Below are 24,896 nucleotides of genomic sequence, written 5' to 3' on the forward strand. Positions count from 1 at the left end.
ACGGTCCCCTTCTTTTAATGACCCGTGGTGCCCTTGAGAGCAACGATGCGTTCTGCCTCGGTCGTCTCGTACCGTGCCCGGGCTTCGAGCGCTTTCTCTTCCCCGTGCTTGCGTAGGGCGCTCATGAAATAGCTGTAATGCTGCATGACATCGAGGGTGTCTCCGTCTTCGATGATTGCGCCCTCATCCATCCAGACGACGCGGGTGCACATCTCTCGGATCACTCCGGCGGAATGGTTGACGAGGAAGCCTGTGCCAGACCGGGCGATCAGGTCTCGCATTGCTTGATTGGACCGCTCCCGGAAAGCGTCGTCGCCGGTCGCAAGTGCTTCGTCAATCATGATGATGTCGGGTTGCGACGCTACTGAGATCGCGAAGCGCAGGCGGGCCCGCATGCCGGAGGAGTATGTACGCATGGGCATGCGAATGGATTTTCCGATGTCGGCCAACTCAGCGACTTGTGGGATTCGGTCGTGGACCTCGGCTGGGGTCAAGCCCATCGCGAGTAGACCGATACGAATGTTGTCTAGACCGGTGAGGTTGGGCATGAGCGCTGCCCCCACACCCATCAATTGGGGCGCAGAAGCGGCAAAGACCTCCCCAGATGTTGGCGCCTCAACGCCTGCCAGGACGCGGAGCAGGGCACTCTTGCCGGACCCATTGCGTCCGACGAGTCCGATGAATTCGCCCTTCCGTGCGGCCAAGGACACCCCCCTCACAGCATGGACGACGTCCAGTTCACCGCCCCGAGAAAAGAGCCCGCGAGATTTCTCGTCCCGAGCGATCCTCACGGGGTAATCGAGGATGATGTCCGTAGCGAGCAGGTTGAGGCCGCCAGTCGAAGCTAGGTGCCCCCCCTCGAACGCTTCCGGCGGCTGCGCATGGTCCTGGTTAGCGGTACTGGTCACGGCCGTACGACTCCTCTCCGAGCCAGAAGACAATGCCGCCGACAATCGTCAGGCACACTGCATACGCGGCGAGCATCGCCCAGCTCGACGCCGGCGGCGTCACCCCCTCGATGATGACCTGACGGTACATCGTGATCAGTACATACAACGGGTTGAGTTGGATGATCGCATGGAGGGCGGGGTGGTTGTCCGTGAAACGCGTTATCGGGAAGATGACTCCGGAGCCGTACATCAGGAGACGGGACACGAACGGCACCATGCGGCTCACATCCGGAAGGAGGGTGCTGAGCCGCGCCAGCAGGAGCATGATGCCGAAGTTTAGGATCACGTGCAGCCCCAGGACACCCGGGAAGACCAGCCAGGACCACTCAGGTGTCTCATGCGGGGGGATCGCTATGACGAGGATGAACATCACTGCGATCGCCGGTAGTCGCTGGAGCACGTCGTACACGAGATCGGCCAAGGGCAGCGCCATGCGTGGGAACCGGAAGGCGCGGGTCAAGGACAGGTTCGACGCGATGGTCCGCGTGCCAGATGTCAATGCGGCGCTGGTCATCTGGAACATGAACACACCCACGATGACGAAGGCGACGAAATTGTCCATTCCGTGGTCGAAACGCAAAAGCAAACCGAAGATCAGCCAGTAGAAGATCGCGTCGAGCATTGGGCGAAGGATGAGCCATACCGACCCGAGACGACTGTCGTCGTTTCCTGTGACGAGCCGTCCTCGGGACTGCCACCAGATGAAGTGTCGGCGTTGCCAGAGCTCCACCAGATAGCGGCGAGGGGCAGGGCGACCTGTGACAGGTGAGAGGTGCGAAGCGTCACCATAAGCCTGGACGGCCGCGGCGCGGAACGCGCTGGCGACGGGTTCGGAGGGTCGTCTTGGTCGCCGTGTGGTCATCGGTTCGCGCCTGCCTTTCTGAGCGTGGGCCACCCGAGTGGGGGACCGGCCGTCGATGCGGGACTTCTCTTGACGGTGCCCCACGACGGCGATGCCGCGCGCGGGAGGCGCGTCGACCGCCTCCTTAGTGTAGGAGACGGCGGCGCGGGAACGCAGCTGCTGAGGGGGTCGGATTGTTGGCTTCGACTATGGTGAAGCCGTCTGGAGGTCCCGCCGCTTGGACTTGATCTCCTCCCCTTTGAGCCGTCGTCGATGCAGCGAGGAACACCGTGAAGAAAATCATGCCCATCTACGGAACCCGCCCGGAGGCGATCAAGGTGGCCCCCATCGTCAAGGCGCTGCAGGCCGACGAGCGGTTCGAGTGCGTGGTGACCGTCACGGGGCAACACCGCGAGATGCTGGACCAGGTCAACGAGCTGTTCGGCATCGTCCCGGACCACGACCTCAACATCATCCAGCCCCGGCAGACCCTCAACGGCGTGTTTGCCCGCACCCTGGACGGGCTCGACGCCGTCCTGGAGCAGGAGCGGCCGGACGCCGTCGTGGTCCAGGGCGACACCACGACCTCGACGGCGGGCGCCGTCGCCGCCTTCAACCGCGGCATCCCCGTGGTCCACGCCGAGGCGGGCCTGCGCAGCTTCGACATCCTCTCCCCGTTCCCGGAGGAGGCCAACCGCAAGATCACCAGCCAGATCTCGGCGCTGCACCTGCCCCCGACCACCGTGAGCCGGGACAACCTGCTGCGTGAGGCCGTGGCCGCGGAGGATATCTACGTCACGGGCAACACCGTGATCGACGCGCTGCTGGAGGCCGTCAGCCACCAGGTGCCGTTCGAGGACGAGCGTCTGGCCGAGCTGGAGGCGTCCGGCCGTCGCGTCGTCCTGGTGACGACCCACCGGCGCGAGAACCAGGGCGACGCGATGCGCGGCGTCGGGCGCGCCCTGGCCCGCCTGGCCGCGGACCACCCGGAGGTCACCTTCGTGCTGCCGGCGCATCGCAACCCGGTGGTTCGCGAAGCGATCCTTCCCGAGATCGAGGGCCGCGAGAACGTGCTCGTGACCGAGCCCCTGGCCTACGGCGAGTTCACCCACCTGCTGTCCGTGGCCACCGTCGTGCTGACGGATTCCGGTGGCGTCCAGGAGGAGGCTCCGTCGCTGGGCAAGCCCGTCCTCGTGATGCGCGAGAACACCGAGCGTCCCGAGGCCGTGACCGCCGGCACCGTGCGCCTGATCGGCACGGACGAGGAGGTCGTGGTCACCGAGGTCACCCGCCTGGTGACGGACGAGGCCGCGTACACTGCGATGTCCCAGGCGGTGAACCCCTACGGCGACGGCCGCGCGGCCGAGCGCACGGTCTCGGCGATCGCCGAGCTGCTCGGCGTGGGCGAGCGGCTGCCGGCCTTCGACGGCGCCTGAGCAGCATCGCACTCCCGGACGGGGACACCCCCGTCCACGCACGAGGCCGCCGTCCCCGCGGGGACGGCGGCCTCGTGGCGTGCCCCGGCCTCACCCGTCCTCGCGCGGGGTCACCCGGGCGTCCTCCGGGCGGACCAGCGGCAGGGACCCGGTGCGGGGCCCGCCGGGCACGATCGGCAGATTGGTCTCCGGAGCACGCCACCACGCGAGGGCGCCGAGCAGGATGACGCCGCCGGTGAGCACGAACGCCCACCCGTAGCCGGCGGTGTCCACCACGAGGCCGGCCAGCAGCGGGCCGGAGATGGCGCCCAGGTCGGCGGACATCTGGGCGGCGGACATCACAGCGCCGGAGCGCCGTCCCTGGCCCACGACGTCGGCGATGGCCGCCTGCTGCGGGGCGTTGAGGGTGCCCGTGCCGGCGCCGGCCAGCAGGCACGCGAGCAGGAAGAGCGCGGGCGAGCTCATCCAGCCGATCACCCCGGTGGTGGCGGCCATGGTGAGCAGGCCGGTGAGGATCAGCGGCTTGCGGCCGTGCACGTCGGAGAGTCGCGAGGAGAAGGTCACGGCGACCACGTTGCCCAGCGCGAACACGGAGAGGGCGAGTCCGGCCATGAAGGCCCCGTCCACCTGCCAGCCCAGCAGCCCAGTGCCGGCGAAGGCGGTGGCCGCGAACAGGGGCATCACCGAGTTGCGCACACCGAACGTCGCCCAGCCGTTCGCGAAGAACGAGGCGAGCGCCGCGCGGTAGGACGGCAGGCCGAACGCCTCCTTCAGGGGCATCGTCGGGCGGGGATCGCCGGTGCCGCGGTCCGCGCGCCGCGTGTCCCGCAGCAGGACGAACACCATCCCCGCGGCGATCACCAGCGACGTGCCGTAGATCAGGAACGGCGCACGGAAGCCGAAGACCGCCAGGGCGGAGCCCACAATCGGCCCCACGATGTTGCCGATGAGGAAGGCGGAGGCGTACGCACCGGAGACGCGTCCGCGCATCGTCGGCGGTGACTTCGCCGCCAGGAACGCCATGGCGGACACCGTGAACAGCGTGGATCCGACGCCGCCGAGGGCGCGGAAGAGCAGCAGCTGCTCGAACGTCTGCGCGAAGGCGATGAGGAACATGGACGCGGCCACGATCAGCACACCGGTCATGTACACGGGCGTCTCGCCGAGGCGGTTCGTCAGGCGTCCGGAGAGCGGGGCGAACAGGAGCCGCGTCAGCCCGAACGCGGAGACGACGGCGGCCACGGCCGTCGCGGACGCGTTGAAGGAGCTCGCGTACTGCGGCAGCAGCGGGGCGATGATCCCGAAGCCGATCGCGATGATGAACGCGGCGGCGACGAGGACCTTGATCTCACGGGGCAGGGGGACCCGCGAGGAGCGGGCGGACGACAACGGCATGACCGCCATCTTCGCACGGCGCCGGGTGTGCAGCCCGGGGCGGGCGACGGCCCGTGTGACAGACTGGACCCGTGGAAATCGTGCTCATAGTCTCAGTCGTGGCCGCCCTGCTGCTGGGCGGCGTGCTCGTCGGCCTGCTGGACCGGCGCCCCGCCCCGCCGAAGGGCTCGTACCAGGGAGTGCGGGACGCGGACGACCCGCGCCCGAGTCCGCGACACGCGGCCCCGTCGGGCTCCACCGCCGTCCTGGAACGCCCCGAGGTCGACGAGGCGCCGCCCGTCGTCGCCGAGCCGGAGCCCGCCGTCGTCGAGGAGGTGGAGACCGCCCCGGCGAAGCCCGTGTACGAGCGGCCCGAGGCCGCCGGCTCGCGCCTGGCCCGCCTGCGGGCCCGCCTGCTCAAGTCCAACAACGTCTTCGGCAAGGGTCTGCTGGCGCTGCTGTCCCAGGACCGCATCGACGACGACGTGTGGGACGAGATCGAGGAGACGCTGCTGATGGCGGACCTCGGCACCGAGCCCACCCTGGAGCTCGTCGACCGCCTCAAGGCCCGTGTCACGGTCGAGGGCACGCGGGACCCGGAGCAGGTGCGCACCCTGCTGCGCGAGGAGCTCGTGGCGATGGTGGACCCCTCGATGGACCGCCGTCTCGCCGCGACCCGCAAGGGCGACCGCCCCGCCGTGACCATGGTCGTGGGCGTCAACGGCGTCGGCAAGACCACCACCGTGGGCAAGCTCGCCCGTGTGCTCGTGGCGGAGGACCGCACCGTCGTGCTCGGCGCCGCGGATACCTTCCGCGCCGCCGCCGCCGAGCAGCTCGCCACGTGGGGCGCCCGCGTGGGCGTCGAGACCGTCCGCTCCGAGAAGGAGGGCGCCGACCCGGCGTCCGTCGCCTTCGAGGCCGTGGAGCGCGGCATCGCCGAGGGCGTCGACGTCGTGCTCGTGGACACCGCGGGCCGCCTGCAGAACAAGGCCAACCTCATGGACGAGCTCGGCAAGATCAAGCGCGTCATCGAGAAGCAGGCCGAGGTGGACGAGGTCCTGCTCGTGCTCGACGCCACCACGGGCCAGAACGGCCTGACCCAGGCGAAGGTGTTCGCCGAGGTCGTGGACGTCACCGGCATCGTGCTGACCAAGCTGGACGGCACCGCCAAGGGCGGCATCGTGATCGCCATCCAGCGCCAGCTCGGCGTGCCCGTCAAGCTGATCGGCCTCGGCGAGGGCCCCGATGACCTCGCGCCGTTCACCGCCGAGGGCTTCGTGGACGCGCTGCTGACCGACTGACGTCCCGCACCCGGTCCAGGGCCCCTCCCGACGACGTCGGGAGGGGCCCTGTTCTGTCACGGAGACGTCATCGACGTGTGGCGTGGCCCACTTCTCCGGTATCGTCCCTCCATCGGCCCCGATCGGGGCCGGGCAGCGACGCCGCGGGACGGGCGTTCGCCCCCGGCTCGCGGCCCGGACCGAAGGAGACCCCCATGGAGGAGTCGAACGTCCTGGACGCAGGGACAGTGTGGATGGTGACGAGCGCGGCGATGGTCCTGCTCATGACACCCGGACTGGCCATCTTCTACGGCGGCATGACCCGCGCGAAGTCCTCGCTCAACATGATCATGATGTCCTTCGTCTCGATGGGCCTCGTCGGAGTCGTCTGGGTCCTGTGGGTCCACGGGATGACCGGTGGCGACGGGTGGGCCGGGGTGGTGGGGAACCCCGCCGGTGACCTCGGGCTGACCGGCACGATGGCCGAGGGCGGGCTCGTCGCCGCGGCCTACGGCGCCACCTTCGCGATCATCGCGGTCGCCCTCATCTCCGGCGCGGTGGCCGACCGGTTCAAGTTCGTCACGTGGTGCGTCTTCGTGCCCGTCTGGACCACCGTCGTCTACGCCCCGCTGGCCTACATGGTGTGGGGCGGCGGGCTCCTCTCCGAGGACGGCGCCATCGGCGCCCGCCTGGGGGAGGCCCTCGACTTCGCCGGTGGCCTCGTGGTGCACATCAGCGCCGGCGTGGCCGCCCTCGTGCTCGCGCTGCTGCTGGGCAAGCGCCACGGCTTCGGCGTGGACCCCGGCCACCGGCCGCACAACGTCCCGTTCACCATGCTCGGTGCGGCCCTGCTCTGGTTCGGCTGGTTCGGGTTCAACGGGGGCGCGGCGGGCGGTGTCGACGAGCTCGGACTGATCTGGGTGGACACCCTCGCCGCCGGCGCCGCCGGCATGCTCGGCTGGGTGTTCGTGGAGTGGCTGCGCCGCGGCCGGCCGACCTCGATCGGCACCGCGTCCGGGATCGTCTCGGGACTGGTCGCCATCACGCCCGCGTGCGCCTATGTGAGCCCCCTGGGGGCCGTGGTGATCGGCCTGGTCTCCGGTGCGGCCAGCGCGCTCGCGGTCAACCTCAAGTACCGCCTCGGCTTCGACGATTCGCTCGACGTCGTCGGCGTGCACCTCACCGCTGGCATCCTGGGCACCGTGCTGATCGGCTTCTTCGCCCTGCCGGACGAGGGCCGGGCGGGCCTGTTCTACGGCGGAGACGCCGGTCTCCTGGTGGCCCAGACGGTGGCCGTGCTCGTCGCCGTGGTCTTCACCGCCGTGGTGACCACGGTCATCGCCCTGGTCCTGCGCGGGACCATGGGCCTGCGAGTGAGCAAGGAGGACGAGGAGCGGGGCGTCGATCTGACCCTGCACGACGAGTCGGCCTACGACGTCGGCTTCGGCGGGGTGCCCGTCCCCGCGGAGGCGCGGTGAGCCGCCGCGGACGGGTGAGGCCGGTCGGTTGCTAGGCTTGGCGGGCGCCGCGGTGGATGCCGCGGCGCCCGCGACCGACCGCGTCCGGATCAGTCGACCCCGCTTCGAAGGATCACACCCGCCGTGTTCAACTCCCTGTCCGACCGCCTCACAGCCACCTTCCGCAGCCTCAAGGGCAAGGGGCGGCTGAGCGAGGCGGACATCGACGCCACCGCACGCGAGATCCGCCGCGCCCTCCTGGACGCCGACGTCGCCGTGCCCGTGGTCCGCCAGTTCATCGCGCAGATCAAGGAGCGCGCCCTCGGAGCCGAGGTGGCCCAGGCCCTGAACCCGGGCCAGCAGGTCGTGAAGATCGTCAACGAGGAGCTCGTGGGCATCCTCGGCGGCGAGACCCGGCGCATCCAGCACGCCAAGACGGGCACCACCGTCATCATGCTCGTGGGCCTGCAGGGCGCCGGCAAGACGACCCTCGCCGGCAAGCTCGCCCACCTGCTCAAGTCCCAGGGCCACACCCCGCTGCTCGTGGCCTGCGACCTCCAGCGTCCGAACGCCGTGAAGCAGCTGCAGGTCGGCGGCGAGCGCGCCGGGGTCCCGGTCTACGCGCCGCACCCCGGCGTCTCCTCCGAGTTCGAGGCCGCCACGGGCGACCCGGTGCAGGTGGCCCGCGACGGCGTCGCCGAGGCCAACACCAAGTACCACGACGTGGTCATCATCGACACCGCCGGCCGCCTCGGCGTGGACGCCGAGCTCATGCAGCAGGCCGCGGACATCCGCGCCGCCGTGGACCCGGACGAGGTGCTCTTCGTCATCGACGCGATGATCGGCCAGGACGCCGTCGCCACGGCCCAGGCGTTCAACGAGGGCGTCGGCTTCACCGGCGTCGTGCTCACCAAGCTCGACGGCGACGCGCGCGGCGGCGCCGCGCTGTCCGTCCGCCACGTGACCGGCAAGCCGATCATGTTCGCCTCCACGGGCGAGGGCCTGAAGGACTTCGAGGTCTTCCACCCGGACCGCATGGCCTCGCGCATCCTCGACATGGGCGACGTGCTCTCCCTGATCGAGCAGGCCGAGCAGAACTGGGACCGCAGCGAGGCCGAGAAGATGGCCCGCAAGTTCGCGGACCAGGAGGACTTCACCCTCGACGACTTCCTCGCCCAGATGCAGCAGCTCAAGAAGATGGGCTCGCTGAAGAAGATGCTCATGATGATGCCGGGCGCCCAGGGCATGCGGCAGCAGCTCGAGCAGTTCGACGAGTCGTCGATCGGCCGCGTCGAGGCGATCATCCACTCGATGACCCCGCACGAGCGCGTGGCCCCCAAGATCATCAACGGCTCGCGCCGTGCCCGCATCGCCCGCGGCTCGGGTGTGAGCGTGTCCGAGGTCAACGGCCTGCTCGAGCGCTTCGCCGAGGCGCAGAAGATGATGAAGCGCATGGCCGCCGGCGGTGGCATCCCCGGCATGCCCGGCATGCCGGGCGGCGCCTCCCGCAAGGCGAAGGGCAAGGGCAAGAACGCCAAGCGCGATCGCGTGAAGTCCGGCAACCCCGCCAAGGCCGCGGCCGAGCGCAAGGCGATCGAGGAGCGGCGCGCCCGCGCCGCCCAGGCACAGGCCGGGGCGGTGTTCGGCCGCGACGGCGCGGGGATGGACGGCTTCGACCCGTCCACCCTCAACCTGCCGGCGGGCTTCGAGAAGTACCTCAAGGACCGCTGAGTCGCCCGCTGCCCGGTCGCGGCGCGCCGGGTGTGCACCGGCCCGCCCGATCTGGCAGAATGGCACGGTACTGAGCGTGAGCCCGGACGACCCTCTATCCTCCGCTGCGCTCCGTTCCGTGTGCCAGGTCGTCGACGCCCGCTGCCCCCACGCGGCGTCGTGCCCCGGCCCCCCAGATCCACTGAAGGAGAACCACACTCGTGGCTGTCAAGATTCGTCTGAAGCGGTTCGGCAAGATCCGCGCCCCGTTCTACCGCGTCGTCGTCATGGACTCGCGCACCCGCCGCGATGGCCGTGCCATCGAGGAGATCGGCAAGTACCACCCCACCGAGGAGCCCTCGTTCATCGAGATCGACTCGGAGCGCGCCCAGTACTGGCTCTCCGTCGGCGCCCAGCCGACCGAGCAGGTCGCCGCGCTGCTGAAGGTCACCGGTGACTGGCAGAAGTTCAAGGGCGAGTCGGGCGCCGAGGGCACCCTGAAGTCCAAGTCCGAGAAGGAGGCCTTCGTGGCCCCCGAGAAGGGCTCGGTCATCCTGCCGGAGGAGCCGAAGCAGGAGGAGGCCCCGGCCGAGTCCGAGCAGGCCGCCGAGGCTCCGGCCGAGGAGGCCGCTGAGGCGCCGGCCGAGGACGCCGAGAAGTCCGAGTGACCATGCTGACCGAGGCCCTCGAGCACCTGGTGCGCGGCATCGTGGACACGCCCGAGGCGGTCCGCGTGGACGCCCGCTCCCAGCGGCGCGGCGACATGCTGGAGGTCCGCGTGGCCCCCGAGGACCTGGGTCGCGTGATCGGCCGCCAGGGTCGCACCGCCACCGCGCTGCGCACCGTGCTGGACGGCCTGGCCGGCCACCCCGTCCGCGTGGACGTGGTGGAGACCGACCGCCGCTCCTGACGGCCCGTGACGCACGGCCCGCCCGCCCCTCACCGGGCCGGCGGGCCGTCGTCGTCTGCGGCCCCGCCCCCTCCCGCCACCGACCGTCCCACCCAGGAGAGCCCATGAGTCCCGCAGCCCAGGACGACCTCGTCCGCGTCGCCCGCATCGGCAAGCCGCACGGCATCCGCGGCGAGGTGACCGTGCAGGTCTTCACCGACGACCCGGACGCCCGCTTCGCCCCCGGCGAGCGCCTCGTGGTGCGCGACGGCGCCCCGGGCCTTCCGGCGGAGCTCACCGTCACCCGGGCCCGGTGGAACAAGCAGATCCTCGTGGTCGGCTTCGGCGAGTCGCCGGACCGCAACGTCGCCGAGACCCTGCGCGGCGCCCAGCTGTTCGCCGTTCCCGCCGCGCCCGAGGAGTCCGACGAGTGGTACGAGGAGGACCTCGTGGACCTCGAGGTGCGGGTCGAGGGCGAGCGCGTCGGCGTCGTCACGGCCCTGACCACCGGGGCGGTCCAGGATCTGCTGCACGTCGCGTTGGACGGCGTCGAGGAGGAGGCCCTGGTGCCCTTCGTCGAGGAGATCGTCCCGGAGATCGACCCCGAGGCCGGCGTGCTCGTGCTGACCCCGCCGCCGGGGCTGCTCGAGCTCGCCACCGGCGTCGACGAGGACGCCGCAGACGGGCCCGCCGTGGCACGCCCCGCCGATGCGGATGCGGAGGACTGAGCGGTGCGCTTCGACGTCGTCACGATCTTCCCCGAGTACCTCGCGGTGCTCGACGTCTCGCTGCTGGGCCGTGCCCGCCGCGAGGGCCTCGTGGACGTGCACGTCCACGACCTGCGCGACTTCACCTCCGACCGGCACCGCACCGTGGACGACACGCCCTACGGTGGCGGCGCCGGCATGGTGATGAAACCGGAGCCGTGGGCGCTCGCGCTCGAGCACGTGGCGGCCCAGGGGCCCGTGTCACCGGCCCCCGCCGAGTCGTCGTCGGCGGAGCCGGGGGACCGCCCCGTGCTGCTCGTGCCGACGCCCTCGGGGGAGCGCTTCACCCAGCGGTTCGCCCGGGAACTGGCGGGCCGGGAGCACGTGGCGATCGCGTGCGGCCGCTACGAGGGGATCGACGAGCGCGTCTTCGGCTGGGCCGAGGAGCTCTTCGAGGTGCGGCTGGTCTCGCTGGGCGACTACGTGCTCAACGGCGGCGAGGTCGCGGCGCTGGCGATGATCGAGGCCGTCGGCCGCCTCGTGCCGGGCGTCGTGGGCAACCCGGCCTCGCTCGTCGAGGAGTCCCACGAGGACGGCCTGCTGGAGTACCCGGTCTACACCAAGCCCGCGGACTGGCGGGGCCGTGCGGTGCCGCCCGTGCTGCTCTCGGGCGACCACGGCAAGGTCGCGGCCTGGCGTCGGGCCCAGCAGGAGGAGCGCACGCGCGAGCGGCGACCGGACCTGTGGGCGGCGTACGACTCCGAGGACTGACCCGCCGCGCCCGACGGGCCGGAGGGGCGTCGCGACGTCGTCGGCTGTGGCATAATGGGTCCTCGTGTCCGCCGGACGCCCGACCTGCCACAGGGGGCGCGCGTCAACGGATCGGACCCCGGGACCGCACCCCACGTGCGGAGCCCGGCCCTCGGCTCGGGACCCGGCCCCCTCGTCATGCGGACGTGGACGGGCCGTGCGCCCGCATACCACGCGGTTGACCTGTGGCATCCGCCAGGAGAGACGACATGCACATTCTCGACTCGTTCGACAAGAAGACGCTGCGCGACGACATCCCGGAGTTCGCCCCCGGCGACACCGTCAAGGTGCACGTGAACATCATCGAGGGCAAGACCGCCCGCGTCCAGGTGTTCCAGGGCTACGTCATGGGCCGTCAGGGCTACGGCGTGCGCGAGACCTTCCGCGTCCGCAAGGTGTCCTTCGGCATCGGCGTGGAGCGCGTGTTCCCGGTGCACTCCCCGGTCATCGACAAGATCGAGGTCGTCACCAAGGGCGACGTGCGCCGCGCGAAGCTGTACTACATGCGCGACCGCCACGGCAAGGCCGCCCGCATCCGCGAGAAGCGCGCCGACGCCAAGTGATCATCCCGGTCGGCCCCGCCGACCGGTGATCGACCCATGCGCACCTCGGAGCCCCGTGACCCCCGCCGGTCACGGGGCTCCGTCGCGTCCGGGGCCGGCTCCTCCTCGGGCCCGACGGCGGCCCCCGCCTCCGGCACGAGCCGCTGGTGGGCGTGGCTCGGCCTGACCGTGGTGGCCGCCGTCGTGGTGGCCGCGGTGCTGCGAGCCCTCACCGGCCCCGTCTACCTCATCCCCTCCGGGTCGATGGAGCCGACCCTGCAGCCCGGCGACCGCGTGCGGGTGGACGCCGCCGCGGCCGGCGGGCAGGGCCTGCACCACGGCGACGTGGTGGTGTTCGACGGCGCCGGCAGCCTGGCGCCGTACCGTTCGGCCGGATCGCTCGAGCGCGGCCTCGAGGACGTCGCCCGGTGGTGGGGCGTCGGCGCGGCCGAGGACGTCTTCGTCAAGCGCGTGCTGGCCCTGCCGGGGGACCGCCTCGAGTGCTGCGCCCCGGACGGCCGGCTGCTGCGCAACGGCGAGCCGCTGGACGAGCCGTATCTCGGCAGGCCCGTGACCGCAGACGAGCCGGCCGCGGCGGGGACCTGGTCCTTCGAGGTGCCCGACGGGCGCATGGTCGTCCTGGGCGACCACCGCGCCGCCTCCCGGGACTCCCGCGCACTGCTGGGCGCCCCCGGCGGCGGGCTGATCCCGCTCGAGCGGGTCGAGGGCCGGGCCGCGGAGGTCGTGTGGCCCCTGTCCCGCCGCGGGACCATGGACGCCCCCTCCGGGGACACGCCGTGACGGGGCGCCGCACCGCGCTGATCGCGGCCGCCGTGACCGTGCTCGCCTGCGTGCTGGCGTGGGCCTTCCTGGCGCGCATGTACGCCATCCCGTCCTCGTCCATGGAGCCCGGGCTGCGGGCCGGCGACCGCGTGGTCGCCACGCTGCTCACCCCCGATCCGTTCCCGGTGCGCCGCGGTGACGTGGTGGTGTTCGAGGACACGAAGGGCTGGCTGCCCGGGGGCGGCCACGTGATCAAGCGGGCCGTCGGGCTGCCGGGGGACATCGTCTCCTGGACGCCCGGCGAGGAGACGCTGCGCGTGAACGGGGTGCCCGTGGAGGAGCCGTACCTCGCGCCGGGGGAGACGCCCGCGCAGGAGGCGTTCGAGGTGACCGTCCCCGCGGGGCGGCTGTGGGTGCTCGGCGACCATCGCTCGGCGTCGGCGGACTCCCGCGCGCACCGCGCCGGGCCCGGGGGCGGGTTCGTGGCCCTCGACGACGTGGTGGGCCGCGCCCGGTTCGTGGTCTGGCCGCTGGACCGGGTCGGCGGCGCCGGCGCCGACCCCGACGCGTTCGCCGCCGTGCCGGACGCGCCCGTGCCGGAGGCTCGCACGTGACCGTCCGTCGGGGCGGCGGCCGGCCGACGGTGCGCGCCGGTCTGGACGTCGAGGCGGGGCTGGCCGCGCCGGTCCTCGCCGCGCGGGGAGTGGACCGGGTGCTGGTGGCGGGCATGGACGAGGTGGGCCGGGGCGCGCTGGCCGGGCCCGTCGTCGTCGGGGTGTGCGCCGCGTGGCTGCCCGCCGCGGGGCAGATCCCTCCGGTGCGCGACTCCAAGGCGCTCACGGACCGACGCCGGCGCGCCCTGGTCCCGCAGATCGAGGACTGGGCGGCCGGGGTGGCGCTCGGGGAGGCCGGCCCCGCGGAGATCGACGCGCTCGGGATCTCGGCGGCCCTCGGCCTCGCCGGGCGCCGGGCGTGGGCGGCGCTGTGCGCCGCGGTGGGGCAGGAGCCGGTCGCCCTCGTGCTCGACGGCCGGGACGACTGGCTGAGCCGCTCCGATCCCGACGCCGGCCCCGCGCCCGCGCCGCGCCCGCTGCCGCCCGAGCCCACGATGCTGGTGCGGGCCGAGGACCGGTGCGCGACGGTGGCGGCCGCATCGATCGCCGCGAAGGTGGCCCGCGACGACGTCATGATCGCCCTCGACGCGGCGCACCCGGGGTACGGATGGGCCGGGAACAAGGGGTACGGCTCAGCCGCGCACCGGGCCGCCCTGGCCGAGCGCGGGGCGAGCGAGCAGCACCGGCGCAGCTGGAACCTCGGGCTGCCGGGCGCGCCCGCGCAGGCGCCGCCCACGCTGTTCGACTGAGCCCCCGGGGCCGGGCGAGGCCGCCCGTTCGACGTGCGACCCCCGGACGGGGGAGGATGGAGGCCGTGCGTGCCCGGACTGTCGCGGGTGCGCGGCGAACACTGAGGAGGCATGTCATGAGCGCAGACGACGTCGAGGACTTCGAGGCCGAGGCCGAGCTGCTGCTCTACCGCGAGTACCGGGACGTGGTGGGCCTGTTCCGCTACGTCGTGGAGACCGAGCGGCGCTTCTACCTCGCCAACGACGTGCGGCTGACGCCCCGCCAGGCGGACGGGGACGTGTTCTTCGAGATCCTGCTCGAGGACGCCTGGGTGTGGGACGTGTACCGCACGCAGCGGTTCATCAAGCGCGTGAAGGTGCTGACCTTCAAGGACGTGAACATCGAGGAGCTGCCCACCGAGGACCTGACGGTCCCGCCGGACGGCCAGCTGCCGAGCTGACCCACCCCTGAGCGGTCCAGAGGACGGGACGCCGACGTCCACTCCTGCACAGGCGTCCGGCCCCGCACAATCCCCGCCGCCGCCCACCCCGCGGCCTCGCCCGGGACCACCCTGGTGCCCAGGAGGTGGTCGGGATGACGGGGACCGCGGAACAGATCGGGGCGCAGCCGCCCGGAGAGAGGCGCGCCAGCCGCGCGCACACGGCGCTGGGCCGGTTCGGTGAGGACGCCGCCGCGCGCTGGCTCGCCGAGCGCGGCTACGTGATCGCCGACCGCAACTGGCGGGGCGAGGCCGGAGAGCTGGACATCGTGGCCCACCACGCCGGCTGGTGGGTGGGCGTCGAGGTGAAGACCCGCTCGGGCCTGGCCTTCGGCGATCCGTTCGAGTCGATCGACCGGCGCAAGCTCACCCGGCTGCACCGCCTCACCGCGGCGTGGGTGCGGGCCCACGCCGCGGACCGCCGGGGAACGCCCTGGCGCGTCGACGCCGTCGCCGTGCTGGTGCCGCGCACGGGAGGGATCCGCTTCGATCTGCTGCAGGACGTGCGGCCGTGAGCGGCATCGGACGCACCCGCTCCATCACCCTGGCGGGTCTGCGCGGGGAGGTCGTGCACGTCGAGGCGGACATCGCCCAGTCCCTGCCCGGGTTCACCCTCCTCGGCCTGCCGGACCAGGCGCTGCAGGAGAGCCGGGATCGCATCCGCTCCGCCGCGCGCAACGCCGGACTGCCCCTGACCCGGCGGCACCTGACCGTGAACCTGCTGCCGGCGGGGGTGCACAAGCGGGGCGCCTGCCACGACCTGGCGATCGTCCTGGCGGCCTACGCCGCGGACGGGCGGGTGCGGAACGTCGAGGGACCCGTGTTCCTGGCCGAGCTCGGCCTCGACGGCGCCCTGCACCGCTCGCCGGAGACCGTGGCGATGGTGATGGCCGCCGTCGACGCGGGGTGCTCCGAGGTGGTCGTCGCCGAGGATGCGGAGGCCGAGGCCCGACTGGTCCCCGGCGCCGAGGTCCGCGGCTTCGCCCATCTGCACGACGTCATCCGCGCCTTCGGCGGGGAACCGGACGGAGAGCCGCCCCACCGCCCGGCCCGACGGCAGGTGACAGCCCCGGAACCGGAGCCGGCCCGTGCGGTGCCCGACCTCGCCGAGGTCGCCGGACAGGCCGAGGCCCGGTTCGCGCTGGAGGTCGCCGCTGCCGGCGCCCACCACCTGCTGCTCATGGGCGCCCCGGGGGCGGGCAAGACCATGCTCGCCGAGCGCCTGCCCGGAATCCTGCCGCCCCTGGACCGGCGCACCGCGCTCGAATGCGCTGCCCTGCGCTCTCTCCGCGGCGGCGACGCCCGTGTCCGGCGCAGGGGCGGGACGTCCCAGGGGTTCGACGGTGACATCGACCGGACCCCGCCGTTCGAGGCACCCCACCACTCGGCGTCCCGCTCGGCCCTCGTGGGCGGCGGCAGCGGCCTCGCCCGGCCGGGGGCGGCCTCCCTCGCCCACGGCGGCGTGCTGTTCCTGGACGAGGCCCCCGAGTTCGAACGGCGCACCCTCGAGGCGCTGCGCCAGCCCCTCGAGTCCGGGGAGGTGCTGCTGCACCGGGCCCTCGGCGCCGTCGTCTACCCGGCCCGGTTCCAGCTCGTGCTGGCCGCCAATCCCTGCCCGTGCGGCAAGGGCGGTGGCACGGGCGTCGAGTGCCGGTGCAGCGTGCCCGAACGCCGCCGCTACGCCCAGCGGCTCTCCGGGCCGCTGCTGGACCGCGTCGACCTGCAGGTCACCGTGCGGCCCGTCGAAGCGCGGCAGCTCACGGGGGCGCCCGCGTCCGAGACCACGTCGCAGGTGGCCGCCCGGGTCGCCGCGGCCGCCGACCGCCAGGCCCGGCGCTGGGCCACCGCCGCCGAGCGCGGGCTCGCCCCGTCCGGGCTGCGCCGCAACGCGCACGTCCCCGCCGGGGTGCTGCGGCACGGCCCGTACGCCGTGCCCCGGGCGGCCCGCCGGCCCGCGGACGACGCCGTCGACCAGGGCCTGCTGAGCGCGCGCGGCCACGCCCGCGTCCTGCGCCTCGCCTGGACCCTGGCAGACCTGCGCGGCGCCGAACGGCCCGCACCCGAGGACACCGACGTGGCACTCACGCTGCGCCACCAGAACGAGGAGGACGCATGACCACCTACGTCACCCCGGCGGCAGACCACGTCGCCGGGCCGCGCCGGCCGGACGCCGCCCGGCTCGCCCGCGCCGCCCTGACCCGGCTGGTCGAGCCCGGGGACGCGCTCGCGGTGCAGACCGTCACGGCGCTGGGGCCGGAGCGGGCGCTCGCCCTGCTCACGGGCCGGGAGACGATCCAGCCCGCCGAGCGCGATCTGCTCGCCGATCTCGCCGGCGCGCCCGACACGCTGCCCCGGCGCTGGGCCGCGGGGCTGGCCCGCTGGGCGCCCCGGGCCGCCCGGCTGGAGCCGGAGCGTGACCTCGTGACTCTGCACCGGCTCGGGGGAGGCCTGCTGATCCCCGAGGACGACGCCTGGCCCGCCGCCCTGGCGGACCTGGGCGAGGAGGCGCCCCTGGGCCTGTGGTTCCGCGGCTCCGGAACGCTGCCTCCCGCGGACCGGATGCTCGCCGTCGTCGGCAGCCGGGAGGCGACCGCGTACGGACGGACCGTGACCGCCCGCTGCGCCGCCCACGCCGTCCAGCAGGGCGCGTGCGTGATCTCCGGCGGTGCGTACGGCATCGACGGCGCCGCCCACCGGGCCGCGCTGCAGGCGCCCGCCGCACCGGAAGACGCGGCGGATCGCGACGGCGTCCCGCCCACGGTGGCGGTGCTGGCCGGCGGCCTCGACCGGTTCTACCCGGCCGGCCACGAGGACCTGCTTCGCGCGGTGATGGCCGCCGGGCTGCTCGTGTCCGAGATGCCGCCCGGTGCGAGTCCCACGCGGTACCGGTTCCTGCAGCGCAACCGGGTCATCGCCGCGCTCGCGGGGGCCGTGCTGGTGGTCGAGGCGCGCTGGCGGTCGGGAGCGCAGAACACGGCGGGCCACGCGTTCGGCCTCGGCCGCGAGGTGGGCGTGGTCCCCGGCCCCGTGACCTCGCCCAGCTCCGCCGGCTGCCACCGTCTGCTGCAGGAGAGCCCCGCCCGTCTCGTGACCACCGAGCAGGAGGCCCTCGCCCTGCTCGGTCAGGGGCCCGCCCGGAGCGGCGGCGCGGGCGGGAGGGCCTCTACCCGGGCAGCTCCCGAGCCCGCCGCGCGGCCCACCGACGGGCTCACGATGGAGGAGGCCCTCGTCCACGAGGCGCTGCCCCTGCGCCAGGCGGTGCCCGTGGATCGGATCACCGTCAGCGCCGGGCTCGCGCTGCCCACCGTCCTGGCCTGCCTGTCCCGGCTGCAGCGGGCGGGCCTGGCCGAACGGGTCGAGGACCGGTGGCGGCGGGGATGACCTCCGGCCGCGTGCTCCCGGGCGGCGCCGCCCTGGGGCGGATGGCAGAGTGGGGGGATGGCCCCGTCGTCCTCCGCCCGTCCCGCCCCGGTCCCGCGCGCCCCCTCGCCCCGGGACACGGCCTGGCTCGAGGCGTTCGAGGAGCACCTGCGCCACGAGCGGAACCGCAGCCCCCAGACCGTGCGCGCGTACCTCGCCGATCTGCGCGCCCTCATCGACCACGTCGCCGGCACAGCCGGCACCTCGGGGACGCCCGCAGCGGACGACGACGCCCCCGCCCGCCACGCGCCCAGCGCACCGGACGTCCTCGCCGAGCTGGACATCGAGGACCTGCGCGGCTGGCTGGCGGCCATGAGCGGGGCCGGCCTCGCCCGCGCGACCCTGGCCCGCCGGGTGGCCGCCATCCGCACCTTCACGGCCTGGCTGCGCCGGGAGGGCCTGCGCTCGGACGACCCCGCCCTGCGGCTGCGCTCGCCCCGACCCGAGGGGACGCTGCCCCACGTGCTCCAGGAGCAGCAGGCGAGGCGGCTCCTCGCGGCCGCCCAGGAGCGTGTGGACGACGCCGCCGCGGGCGACGATCCCGTCGCCCACGCGCTGGCCCTGCGGGACGCCGCCCTGCTCGAGCTGCTCTACGCCACCGGCGCCCGGGTGGCCGAACTCTCCGCCCTCGACGTGGACGACCTCGAGGCCGGCCGCGGCGTCGTCCGGCTGACCGGCAAGGGCGACCGGCAGCGCACCGTCCCCTACGGCGCACCCGCGGGCCGCGCCCTCCAGGCGTGGCAGCGGCTCGGTCGCCCCCGCCTGGCCCGGCCGGACTCCGGCCCCGCCCTCTTCCTCGGCGCGCGCGGCGGCCGGCTGGGGGTGCGCCAGGCGCGCACCGTCGTCGACCGGGCGCTCGAGGGCCTGGGGGACACCGCGGCCCGCGGGCCGCACGCGCTGCGCCACACGGCCGCGACCCACCTCCTCGACGGCGGCGCCGACCTGCGCAGCGTGCAGGAGCTGCTGGGGCATGCGTCCCTGCGCACCACGCAGGTCTACACGCACGTCTCGATCGATCGCCTCCGCGAGGGCTACCGGCAGGCCCACCCACGCGCCTGACGCCTCCCCGGAGCACCCCCGGCCCGTCCCCTGCGCCGCCACGACACGCAGGGCGCCGCGCCGCCTCGTTGCCGGCCCGGCATCCCTGGTGCACAATGGCCCCAGGATCCACCGGAGCCGCGACGTGGTCGTAGGGGAAGACGCACCGCATCGCACACCCGGAGGCATCCATGACCAGCACCCATACCCGCGGCGTGGTCCACATCCTCTCCGCCCCCACCGCCCTCTGCCCCCACGTGGAGTGGGCGCTGAGCTCCGTGCTCGGCCCCGCGACCTCGGTGGAGTGGGAGGGTCAGCCGGTCGCGCCCGGCCAGCACCGCGCCGAGGTGCACTGGACGGCGCGCGCCGGCACCGGCGCGCGTCTGGCCTCCGCCCTGCGTGGCTGGCCGCACCTGCGCTTCGAGATCACGGAGGAGCCGTCCGCCGGGGTCGACGGCTCGCGCTGGTCCCACACCCCGGACCTCGGCATCTTCCACGCCACCACGGACGTCTCCGGCAACATCATGGTCTCCGAGAACCGCATCCGGTACGCCTACGAGGCCGGCGCGGGCGACCCCAGCGTGCTGATGCACGAACTCTCCCTCGCGCTCGGCGAGGCCTGGGACGATGAGCTCGAGCCGTTCCGGCTGGCCGCCGCCCACGCCAACGTGCGCTGGCTGCACCGCGCCGTCTGAGCCTTCGCCCGGCCGGCGGCGCTCCGGCTCAGACGCTGCGGAACACGGCCACCGCGTTGTGGCCGCCGAACCCGAACGAGTTCTTCACTGCCACGCGCGGCCCCTCGGGCAGGCGGGCGGGGGAGCCGGTGACCACGTTCAGCGGGATCTCCGGGTCCTGGTGGTCCAGGTTGATGGTCACGGGCGCCTGGCCGTGGTGCACGGCGAGCACCGAGAGGATCGACTCGATCGCGCCGGAGGCGCCCAACAGGTGGCCGGTCTGGGACTTCGTGGCCGAGACCTGCACCTGCTCCAGGTGATCCCCGAACACGGCCCGCATGGCCAGGTACTCCGGCGCGTCGCCCTTCGGTGTGGACGTCGCGTGGGCGTTCACGTGGCACACGTCCTCGGGGGTGATGTCGGCCGACCTCAGTGCGGCGCGCATCGCACGGGTCGCGCCCAGGCCCTCGGGCTCGGGTGCGGTGATGTGGTGGGAGTCGGAGCTGACGCCCGCGCCGGCCAGCTCGGCGTAGATGCGGGCGCCGCGGGCCTTCGCGTGCTCCTCCGACTCGATCACCATGACGCCGGCGCCCTCGCCGAGGACGAAGCCGTCGCGGTCCACGTCGTAGGGGCGGGACGCGGCCTGCGGGTCGTCGTTGCGCTTGGACAGCGCCTGCATCGCGGCGAACGCGGCCATCGGCAGCGGGTGCACGGCGGCCTCGGCGGCGCCGCAGATCACGACGTCGGCCTGGCCGGAGCGGACGAGCAGCAGCGCGGTCTCGAGCGCCTCGGTGCCGGCGGCGCACGCGGACACCACCGTGCGGGCGCCGGCACGGGCGCCGAACTCGAGGGAGAGCGCGCCGGCGGCGCCGTTGGGCATGAGCATCGGGACGGTCATGGGCAGCACGCGGCGCGGGCCGCGCTCGCGCAGGGTGTCCCAGCCGTCCAGGAGGGTCCACACGCCGCCGATGCCGGTGCCGAAGGCCACGGCGAGCCGGTCGCCGTCGACCTCCGCGCCCTCGAGGCCGGCGTCCTTCCAGGCCTCGCGCGCGGCGACGGTCGCCATCTGGGTGGCCGGGTCCTGGCGCTTCTGCTCCACCTTGGAGAGGACCTCGGAGGTGGGCACGGTCAGCTCGGCCGCGAAGGTGACGGGCAGCTCGTACTTCTCCACCCAGTCGTGCTCCATGGTGCGCGCACCGGAGACGCCCTGCAGGGCGTGGGACCAGAAGGTGGGCACGTCGCCGCCGATGGGCGTGGTGGCGCCGAGGCCGGTGATCACTGCGGTGCGGGTCATGGGTCTGCTGCCTCTGGGTCTCGAGTGGGGATCGGGCGGAGGGGTGTCGTCGGCACGACGCGCGGCGCGCGCCGGGGTGCCGGAAGTCGAGGGTGTCGGGCGCCGGGGGCGCTCACACGCCCCCGGCGCTCACCGAGGGGACGGGGCGGGCCGGGCCCGCCGCCGTCGTGGGCCGATCAGGCCTGGGCGCCGTCGATGAAGTCGACGGCGTCCTGGACGGTCTTGAGGTTCTTGACCTCCTCGTCCGGGATCTTCACGCCGAACTTGTCCTCGGCGTTGACCACGATGGTCATCATCGAGATCGAGTCGATGTCCAGATCGTCCGTGAAGGACTTCTCCGGCTGCACCTCGGCGGTGTCGAGGCCGGTCTCCTCGTTCACGATCTCGGCGAGGCCGGCGAGGATCTCTTCCTTGGAAGCCATGGGGCGTCTCCTTCGGTAGGGGTGTGGGGTGTACGTGGACAGTGAATCAGACGGCGCCGCCTCAGGGGAGACGGACCACCTGGGCGCCGTAGACCAGCCCGGCGCCGAAACCGATCTGCAGGGCCAGGCCGCCGGAGAGCTCGGGGTTCTCCTCCAGCAGACGGTGCATGGCCAGCGGGATGGACGCGGCCGACGTGTTGCCGGCGTCCGCGATGTCCCGGGCCACGACGACGGACTCCGGCAGCTTCAGCTGCTTGGCGAACTCGTCGATGATCCGCATGTTGGCCTGGTGCGGGATGAACGCGGCGAGGTCCTCGGGCTCCACGCCCGCGGCGTCGAGGGCCTCGCGGGCCACCTTCGCCATCGACCACACGGCCCAGCGGAAGACGGAGGGCCCGTCCTGGCGCAGCGTGGGCCAGAGCATCCCCTCCGCGCCGGTGATCGCCGAGGCGTCGCCCGTGGTGCGGGCGTGCTCCACGGCATCGCGCAGCTCCAGCTGCGAGTGCGTCATGGAGATCGTGGACCAGCGCTCCCCGTCCGAACCCCACACCGAGGGGGAGATGCCCGGCTCGTCCGCGGCCGACACGATCACGGCGCCCGCGCCGTCGCCCAGCAGGAAGGAGATGGAACGGTCCGTGGGATCCACGACGTCGGAGAGGCGCTCGACGCCGACCACGAGCACGTGCCGCGCGGTGCCGGAGCGCACGAGCGCGTCGGCCTGGGCCACGCCGTAGCAGTAGCCGGCGCACGCGGCGGAGACGTCGTAGGCGGGCGCCGGGGTGGCGCCGATCTCGTGCGCCACGAGGGCCGCGGCCGAGGGGGTGGCGTGCGGGAAGGTGACGGTCGAGACGATCACGGCGTCCAGGTCCGAGCCCTGCAGGCCGGCCCGCTCGAGGGCCTCCCGGGCGGCGCCCACGGCCATGACGGGCACGGTCTCCTCCGCCGTGGCGCGCTGGCGCGTGACGATGCCGGTGCGCTGGCGGATCCACTCGTCCGACGAGTCGATGGGGCCGATGAGGTCCTCGTTCGGGACCAGGTTCGCCGGGTGGTAGGCGCCCACGGCCACGATGCGGCTGGCCGCGGGGCGCTCGTGCTGCTTCAGGGTGACGGTCATGGTGCCTCTCTCTGCCGGGCGGTGCGCGGGGTTCAGGCCGAGTGCTCGGCCAGGAACGCCCGCGCGGCGTCCAGGTCCTCGGGGGTCTTCACGGCGAGCTGCGCTGTGCCCTTGAGGCCGCGCTTGGCCAGTCCGGTCAGTGTGCCACCGGGCAGCAGCTCCAGGACCCCCGTGACCTGCCGCGCGGCCATGGTCGCCATGCACAGGTCCCAGCGGACCGGGCGGGTGACCTGGTCCACGATCCGGGCGAGCACGTCCGTGCCGGACTCGACGGTCTCGCCGTCCCGGTTGGACAGCAGGGGCAGGCGCGGGTCCGAGGGGGAGAGGCCGGCGACGTGGGTCGCGAGGTCGTCCACGGCGGGGCGCATGTGCTCCGTGTGGAACGCACCGGCCACCTTGAGCGGGATCACGCGGGCGCGGGCGGGGGCGGACCCGGCGAGCGCGCCGAGGGCCTCCGCTGGGCCGGCGGCGACGATCTGGCCGGCGCCGTTGACATTGGCGGGCGTCAGGCCCGCCGCCTCGATGGCCGCGAGGACCTCGTCCTGGTCCCCGCCCACGACGGCGGCCATGCCCGTGGGCGTGGCCGCGGCGGCCCGGGCCATGCCGGTGGCGCGCACGCGCACCAGGGAGAGGGCCTCGGCGGGGGACAGCACGCCGGTGACGGCGGCCGCGGTGATCTCGCCCACGGAGTGGCCGGCCACGACGGTCGACTCCGGTGCGGCGGCATCCGCCTCGAGGGCCGCGGCGGCCACGAGGCCGGCCGCCACGATCAGCGGCTGGGCGACGGCGGTGTCCTTGATGGTCTCCTCGTCCGACTCAGTGCCGTGGCGGATCAGGTCCACGCCCGCGGCGTCGGAGAGGGATGCGAGCAGGTCGCGGGTCCCGTCCAGCTCGAGCCAGGGGGCGAGGAAGCCGGGCGTCTGGGACCCCTGTCCGGGGCACACGATGGCAAGCATTGCTCCATCGTGTCAGGATCGGCCGCCAGCCCGGGCAGATCGCGCCACGAAGCACGGCGAGTGGGTTTGGAGGGTTTCTACAAGTGGGGGGGCGCCGCCCCGGCTCAGTCCGAGCCTGTCCCGGTCGTCGGCCGCGCCCCCGCGAGCCGGCCCAGGGTGATCGCGGTCTGCAGGACGTACGCGTCGCGAGGGACCAGCGGGTCCCAGCCGGTCACCTCGGCCACCCGCTTGAGGCGGTACCGCACGGTGTTCGCGTGGACGAACAGCTCGCGGGCCGTGCCCTCGAGCGAGTGGCCCAGCGCGCCGTACGCGTCCACGGTCTCCAGCAGGGAGGTGCCGGCGTCGGCCAGGGGCGTGAACACCCCGTCCACGAGGGCCTCCCGGGCCGTGGGGTCGCCCAGCAGCGCCCGCTCGGGCAGCAGGTCCTCCGCCGGGGTGGGCCGGCTCGCCCGGGGGTGGGCGGCCGCGGCGCTGAGCCCGGCGAGGGTGTGCCGCGCCGAGACGTGCGCCGAGACCAGCGAGTCCACGACGGGTCCCACGATCACCGGTCCCGGCGCGAACCAGGGCGCGAGCGCCTCGCCCACCGCCCGCGCGTCCCGCACCGAGCCGACCACGAGGACGAGCCGTTCGGACTGCACGCCCACGAGCAGGTCGCAGTCGAGCCTCGCCGCGGCCCGCCGCAGGTCCGGGATGAACGCGGGCTTGTCCTGCCCCGGGGCGAGACCCGCCATGACCATCACGTCGTGGTCCCCACGCCAGCCCAGCGCGGTGGCCCGGTGCCGGATCTCGTCCGGGTCCTGCCCGCGCAGCACCGCGTCCAGCAGGACCGACTCGAGCCGCGAGTCCATCGCTCCGCGCATCTCCGCGGCCCGGGCGTACACGTCTGCGAGCGCGAACGCGACCTCGCGCGAGTAGTGGAGGATGTGCTCGCGGACGGGCGCCTGGTCGCGCTCGGCCAGCAGCTCCGGCACCCGCGTCTCGACGACGTCCACCATCGTCCGGATGAGCTGGAGGGCCCGCTGCAGCGAGATCGCCCGGGTGAGATCGGTGGGCGCGGGCCCGAAGACGTCCTGCAGGACGTGGCCCGTGGAGGTGGGCCGCTCGAACCACGTGAGGAAGCCCTGCAGGGCGCGCTGGGCCACGAGCCCGAGGGCGCTGCGCTCGTCCGGGGTGAGTCGGCGGTACCAGGGCAGGGTGGCGTCCAGCCGCTGCAGCACCGCCGTGTTCAGGGCCCCCAGGTGGCTCCTGAGGCGGGCCAGCCCGTCGGTGCTCACGGGGCGAGGGGCGGCGGGGCGGGGCTCGGGCATGCGCTTCATCCTAGGCGCGTGTTGTGGGGTTCCTACAGCGACGACGCCGG

Annotated in this window: 26 protein-coding genes; 18 read left to right on the forward strand and 8 right to left on the reverse strand. The window is 73.5% G+C overall.

The window, feature by feature from the left end; all coding sequences use genetic code 11:
* Positions 1 to 14: 14 nt before the first annotated feature.
* Entirely contained in the window at positions 15 to 908 is an 894-nt protein-coding gene (locus tag NR072_RS06075; protein WP_061867850.1) for an ABC transporter ATP-binding protein, read from the reverse strand.
* On the reverse strand, positions 892 to 1,812 hold the full coding sequence (locus NR072_RS06080) for an ABC transporter permease (protein ID WP_044659147.1): 921 nt from the start codon (positions 1,810 to 1,812) through the stop codon (positions 892 to 894). Before NR072_RS06080 ends, NR072_RS06075 begins: the two co-directional genes overlap by 17 nt.
* 269 nt (positions 1,813 to 2,081) lie before the next feature.
* Between NR072_RS06080 and wecB the strand changes: the two genes are divergently transcribed.
* Positions 2,082 to 3,227: a non-hydrolyzing UDP-N-acetylglucosamine 2-epimerase gene (gene wecB, locus NR072_RS06085; RefSeq protein WP_163720871.1), complete on the forward strand. Its 1,146-nt coding sequence runs from the start codon at positions 2,082 to 2,084 to the stop codon at positions 3,225 to 3,227.
* 90 nt (positions 3,228 to 3,317) lie between these two features.
* Here the strand turns inward: wecB and NR072_RS06090 are convergent, their stop codons facing one another.
* Positions 3,318 to 4,622 (reverse strand): MFS transporter, encoded by a 1,305-nt coding sequence (locus tag NR072_RS06090; protein ID WP_240335696.1) that lies wholly within the window; start codon positions 4,620 to 4,622, stop codon positions 3,318 to 3,320.
* Positions 4,623 to 4,693: 71 nt separating this feature from the next.
* On the opposite strand from NR072_RS06090, the gene ftsY reads away from it, so the two are divergent.
* The 17 genes from ftsY (at position 4,694) to NR072_RS06175 (ending at position 19,774) form a co-directional block, all read left to right on the forward strand.
* Positions 4,694 to 5,902 carry a signal recognition particle-docking protein FtsY gene (gene ftsY / locus NR072_RS06095; RefSeq protein ID WP_205521327.1) on the forward strand — a complete coding sequence of 403 codons (1,209 nt, stop codon included), beginning with the start codon at positions 4,694 to 4,696 and terminating at the stop codon, positions 5,900 to 5,902.
* 194 nt (positions 5,903 to 6,096) lie between these two features.
* Positions 6,097 to 7,359 (forward strand): ammonium transporter, encoded by a 1,263-nt coding sequence (locus NR072_RS06100; RefSeq protein WP_163720867.1) that lies wholly within the window; start codon positions 6,097 to 6,099, stop codon positions 7,357 to 7,359.
* A 123-nt stretch (positions 7,360 to 7,482) separates the two neighbouring features.
* Entirely contained in the window at positions 7,483 to 9,069 is a 1,587-nt protein-coding gene (gene ffh / locus NR072_RS06105) for a signal recognition particle protein (protein ID WP_115165098.1), read from the forward strand.
* A 200-nt stretch (positions 9,070 to 9,269) separates the two neighbouring features.
* Positions 9,270 to 9,716, forward strand: coding sequence for a 30S ribosomal protein S16 (gene rpsP / locus NR072_RS06110; RefSeq protein ID WP_020628324.1), 447 nt, complete (start codon positions 9,270 to 9,272; stop codon positions 9,714 to 9,716).
* A gap of 2 nt (positions 9,717 to 9,718) precedes the next feature.
* Positions 9,719 to 9,958: an RNA-binding protein gene (locus tag NR072_RS06115; protein WP_029248213.1), complete on the forward strand. Its 240-nt coding sequence runs from the start codon at positions 9,719 to 9,721 to the stop codon at positions 9,956 to 9,958.
* A 104-nt stretch (positions 9,959 to 10,062) separates the two neighbouring features.
* Entirely contained in the window at positions 10,063 to 10,665 is a 603-nt protein-coding gene (rimM, locus tag NR072_RS06120; protein ID WP_256836514.1) for a ribosome maturation factor RimM, read from the forward strand.
* Positions 10,666 to 10,668: 3 nt separating this feature from the next.
* Positions 10,669 to 11,415 (forward strand): tRNA (guanosine(37)-N1)-methyltransferase TrmD, encoded by a 747-nt coding sequence (trmD, locus tag NR072_RS06125; protein WP_256836516.1) that lies wholly within the window; start codon positions 10,669 to 10,671, stop codon positions 11,413 to 11,415.
* 248 nt (positions 11,416 to 11,663) lie between these two features.
* Positions 11,664 to 12,017 (forward strand): 50S ribosomal protein L19, encoded by a 354-nt coding sequence (rplS, locus tag NR072_RS06130; protein WP_002853821.1) that lies wholly within the window; start codon positions 11,664 to 11,666, stop codon positions 12,015 to 12,017.
* Positions 12,018 to 12,053: 36 nt separating this feature from the next.
* Positions 12,054 to 12,797, forward strand: coding sequence for a signal peptidase I (gene lepB, locus NR072_RS06135; protein ID WP_256836518.1), 744 nt, complete (start codon positions 12,054 to 12,056; stop codon positions 12,795 to 12,797).
* On the forward strand, positions 12,794 to 13,393 hold the full coding sequence (lepB, locus tag NR072_RS06140) for a signal peptidase I (protein ID WP_256836520.1): 600 nt from the start codon (positions 12,794 to 12,796) through the stop codon (positions 13,391 to 13,393). Before lepB (NR072_RS06135) ends, lepB (NR072_RS06140) begins: the two co-directional genes overlap by 4 nt.
* The gene (locus NR072_RS06145; RefSeq protein WP_256836522.1) at positions 13,390 to 14,142 is read left to right on the forward strand and encodes a ribonuclease HII; all 753 of its coding nucleotides are present in this window, start codon (positions 13,390 to 13,392) and stop codon (positions 14,140 to 14,142) included. The genes lepB (NR072_RS06140) and NR072_RS06145 overlap by 4 nt, the downstream gene beginning before the upstream one ends.
* A gap of 116 nt (positions 14,143 to 14,258) precedes the next feature.
* Positions 14,259 to 14,582: a DUF2469 domain-containing protein gene (locus NR072_RS06150; protein ID WP_002853817.1), complete on the forward strand. Its 324-nt coding sequence runs from the start codon at positions 14,259 to 14,261 to the stop codon at positions 14,580 to 14,582.
* 134 nt (positions 14,583 to 14,716) lie between these two features.
* Positions 14,717 to 15,136 (forward strand): YraN family protein, encoded by a 420-nt coding sequence (locus NR072_RS06155; protein ID WP_036312824.1) that lies wholly within the window; start codon positions 14,717 to 14,719, stop codon positions 15,134 to 15,136.
* The gene (locus NR072_RS06160; protein ID WP_206480821.1) at positions 15,133 to 16,737 is read left to right on the forward strand and encodes a YifB family Mg chelatase-like AAA ATPase; all 1,605 of its coding nucleotides are present in this window, start codon (positions 15,133 to 15,135) and stop codon (positions 16,735 to 16,737) included. Before NR072_RS06155 ends, NR072_RS06160 begins: the two co-directional genes overlap by 4 nt.
* On the forward strand, positions 16,734 to 18,002 hold the full coding sequence (locus tag NR072_RS06165) for a DNA-processing protein DprA (protein WP_256836525.1): 1,269 nt from the start codon (positions 16,734 to 16,736) through the stop codon (positions 18,000 to 18,002). The genes NR072_RS06160 and NR072_RS06165 overlap by 4 nt, the downstream gene beginning before the upstream one ends.
* A 57-nt stretch (positions 18,003 to 18,059) precedes the next feature.
* Positions 18,060 to 19,100 carry a tyrosine recombinase XerC gene (locus NR072_RS06170; RefSeq protein ID WP_158183690.1) on the forward strand — a complete coding sequence of 347 codons (1,041 nt, stop codon included), beginning with the start codon at positions 18,060 to 18,062 and terminating at the stop codon, positions 19,098 to 19,100.
* A gap of 170 nt (positions 19,101 to 19,270) precedes the next feature.
* Positions 19,271 to 19,774 carry a DUF3145 domain-containing protein gene (locus NR072_RS06175; RefSeq protein WP_256836531.1) on the forward strand — a complete coding sequence of 168 codons (504 nt, stop codon included), beginning with the start codon at positions 19,271 to 19,273 and terminating at the stop codon, positions 19,772 to 19,774.
* Positions 19,775 to 19,802: 28 nt separating this feature from the next.
* On the opposite strand, the gene fabF is transcribed toward NR072_RS06175, so the two are convergent.
* The 5 genes from fabF to NR072_RS06200 all read right to left on the reverse strand — a co-directional run bounded on the left by fabF (position 19,803) and on the right by NR072_RS06200 (position 24,846).
* Positions 19,803 to 21,047, reverse strand: coding sequence for a beta-ketoacyl-ACP synthase II (fabF, locus tag NR072_RS06180; RefSeq protein ID WP_256836533.1), 1,245 nt, complete (start codon positions 21,045 to 21,047; stop codon positions 19,803 to 19,805).
* 176 nt (positions 21,048 to 21,223) lie between these two features.
* Positions 21,224 to 21,469: an acyl carrier protein gene (locus tag NR072_RS06185; RefSeq protein WP_010078906.1), complete on the reverse strand. Its 246-nt coding sequence runs from the start codon at positions 21,467 to 21,469 to the stop codon at positions 21,224 to 21,226.
* Between the two features lie 61 nt (positions 21,470 to 21,530).
* Positions 21,531 to 22,583, reverse strand: coding sequence for a beta-ketoacyl-ACP synthase III (locus NR072_RS06190; RefSeq protein ID WP_060974029.1), 1,053 nt, complete (start codon positions 22,581 to 22,583; stop codon positions 21,531 to 21,533).
* 32 nt (positions 22,584 to 22,615) lie between these two features.
* Positions 22,616 to 23,539, reverse strand: a complete 924-nt coding sequence (locus NR072_RS06195; protein ID WP_036340154.1) for an ACP S-malonyltransferase — start codon at positions 23,537 to 23,539, stop codon at positions 22,616 to 22,618.
* Positions 23,540 to 23,643: 104 nt separating this feature from the next.
* Entirely contained in the window at positions 23,644 to 24,846 is a 1,203-nt protein-coding gene (locus tag NR072_RS06200; RefSeq protein WP_060974030.1) for a CdaR family transcriptional regulator, read from the reverse strand.
* Positions 24,847 to 24,896: the final 50 nt, after the last annotated feature.

Origin of the sequence: Micrococcus sp. Mcc89, from assembly GCF_024519795.1 — a bacterium.
Classification (GTDB): Bacteria; Actinomycetota; Actinomycetes; order Actinomycetales; family Micrococcaceae; genus Micrococcus; species Micrococcus luteus.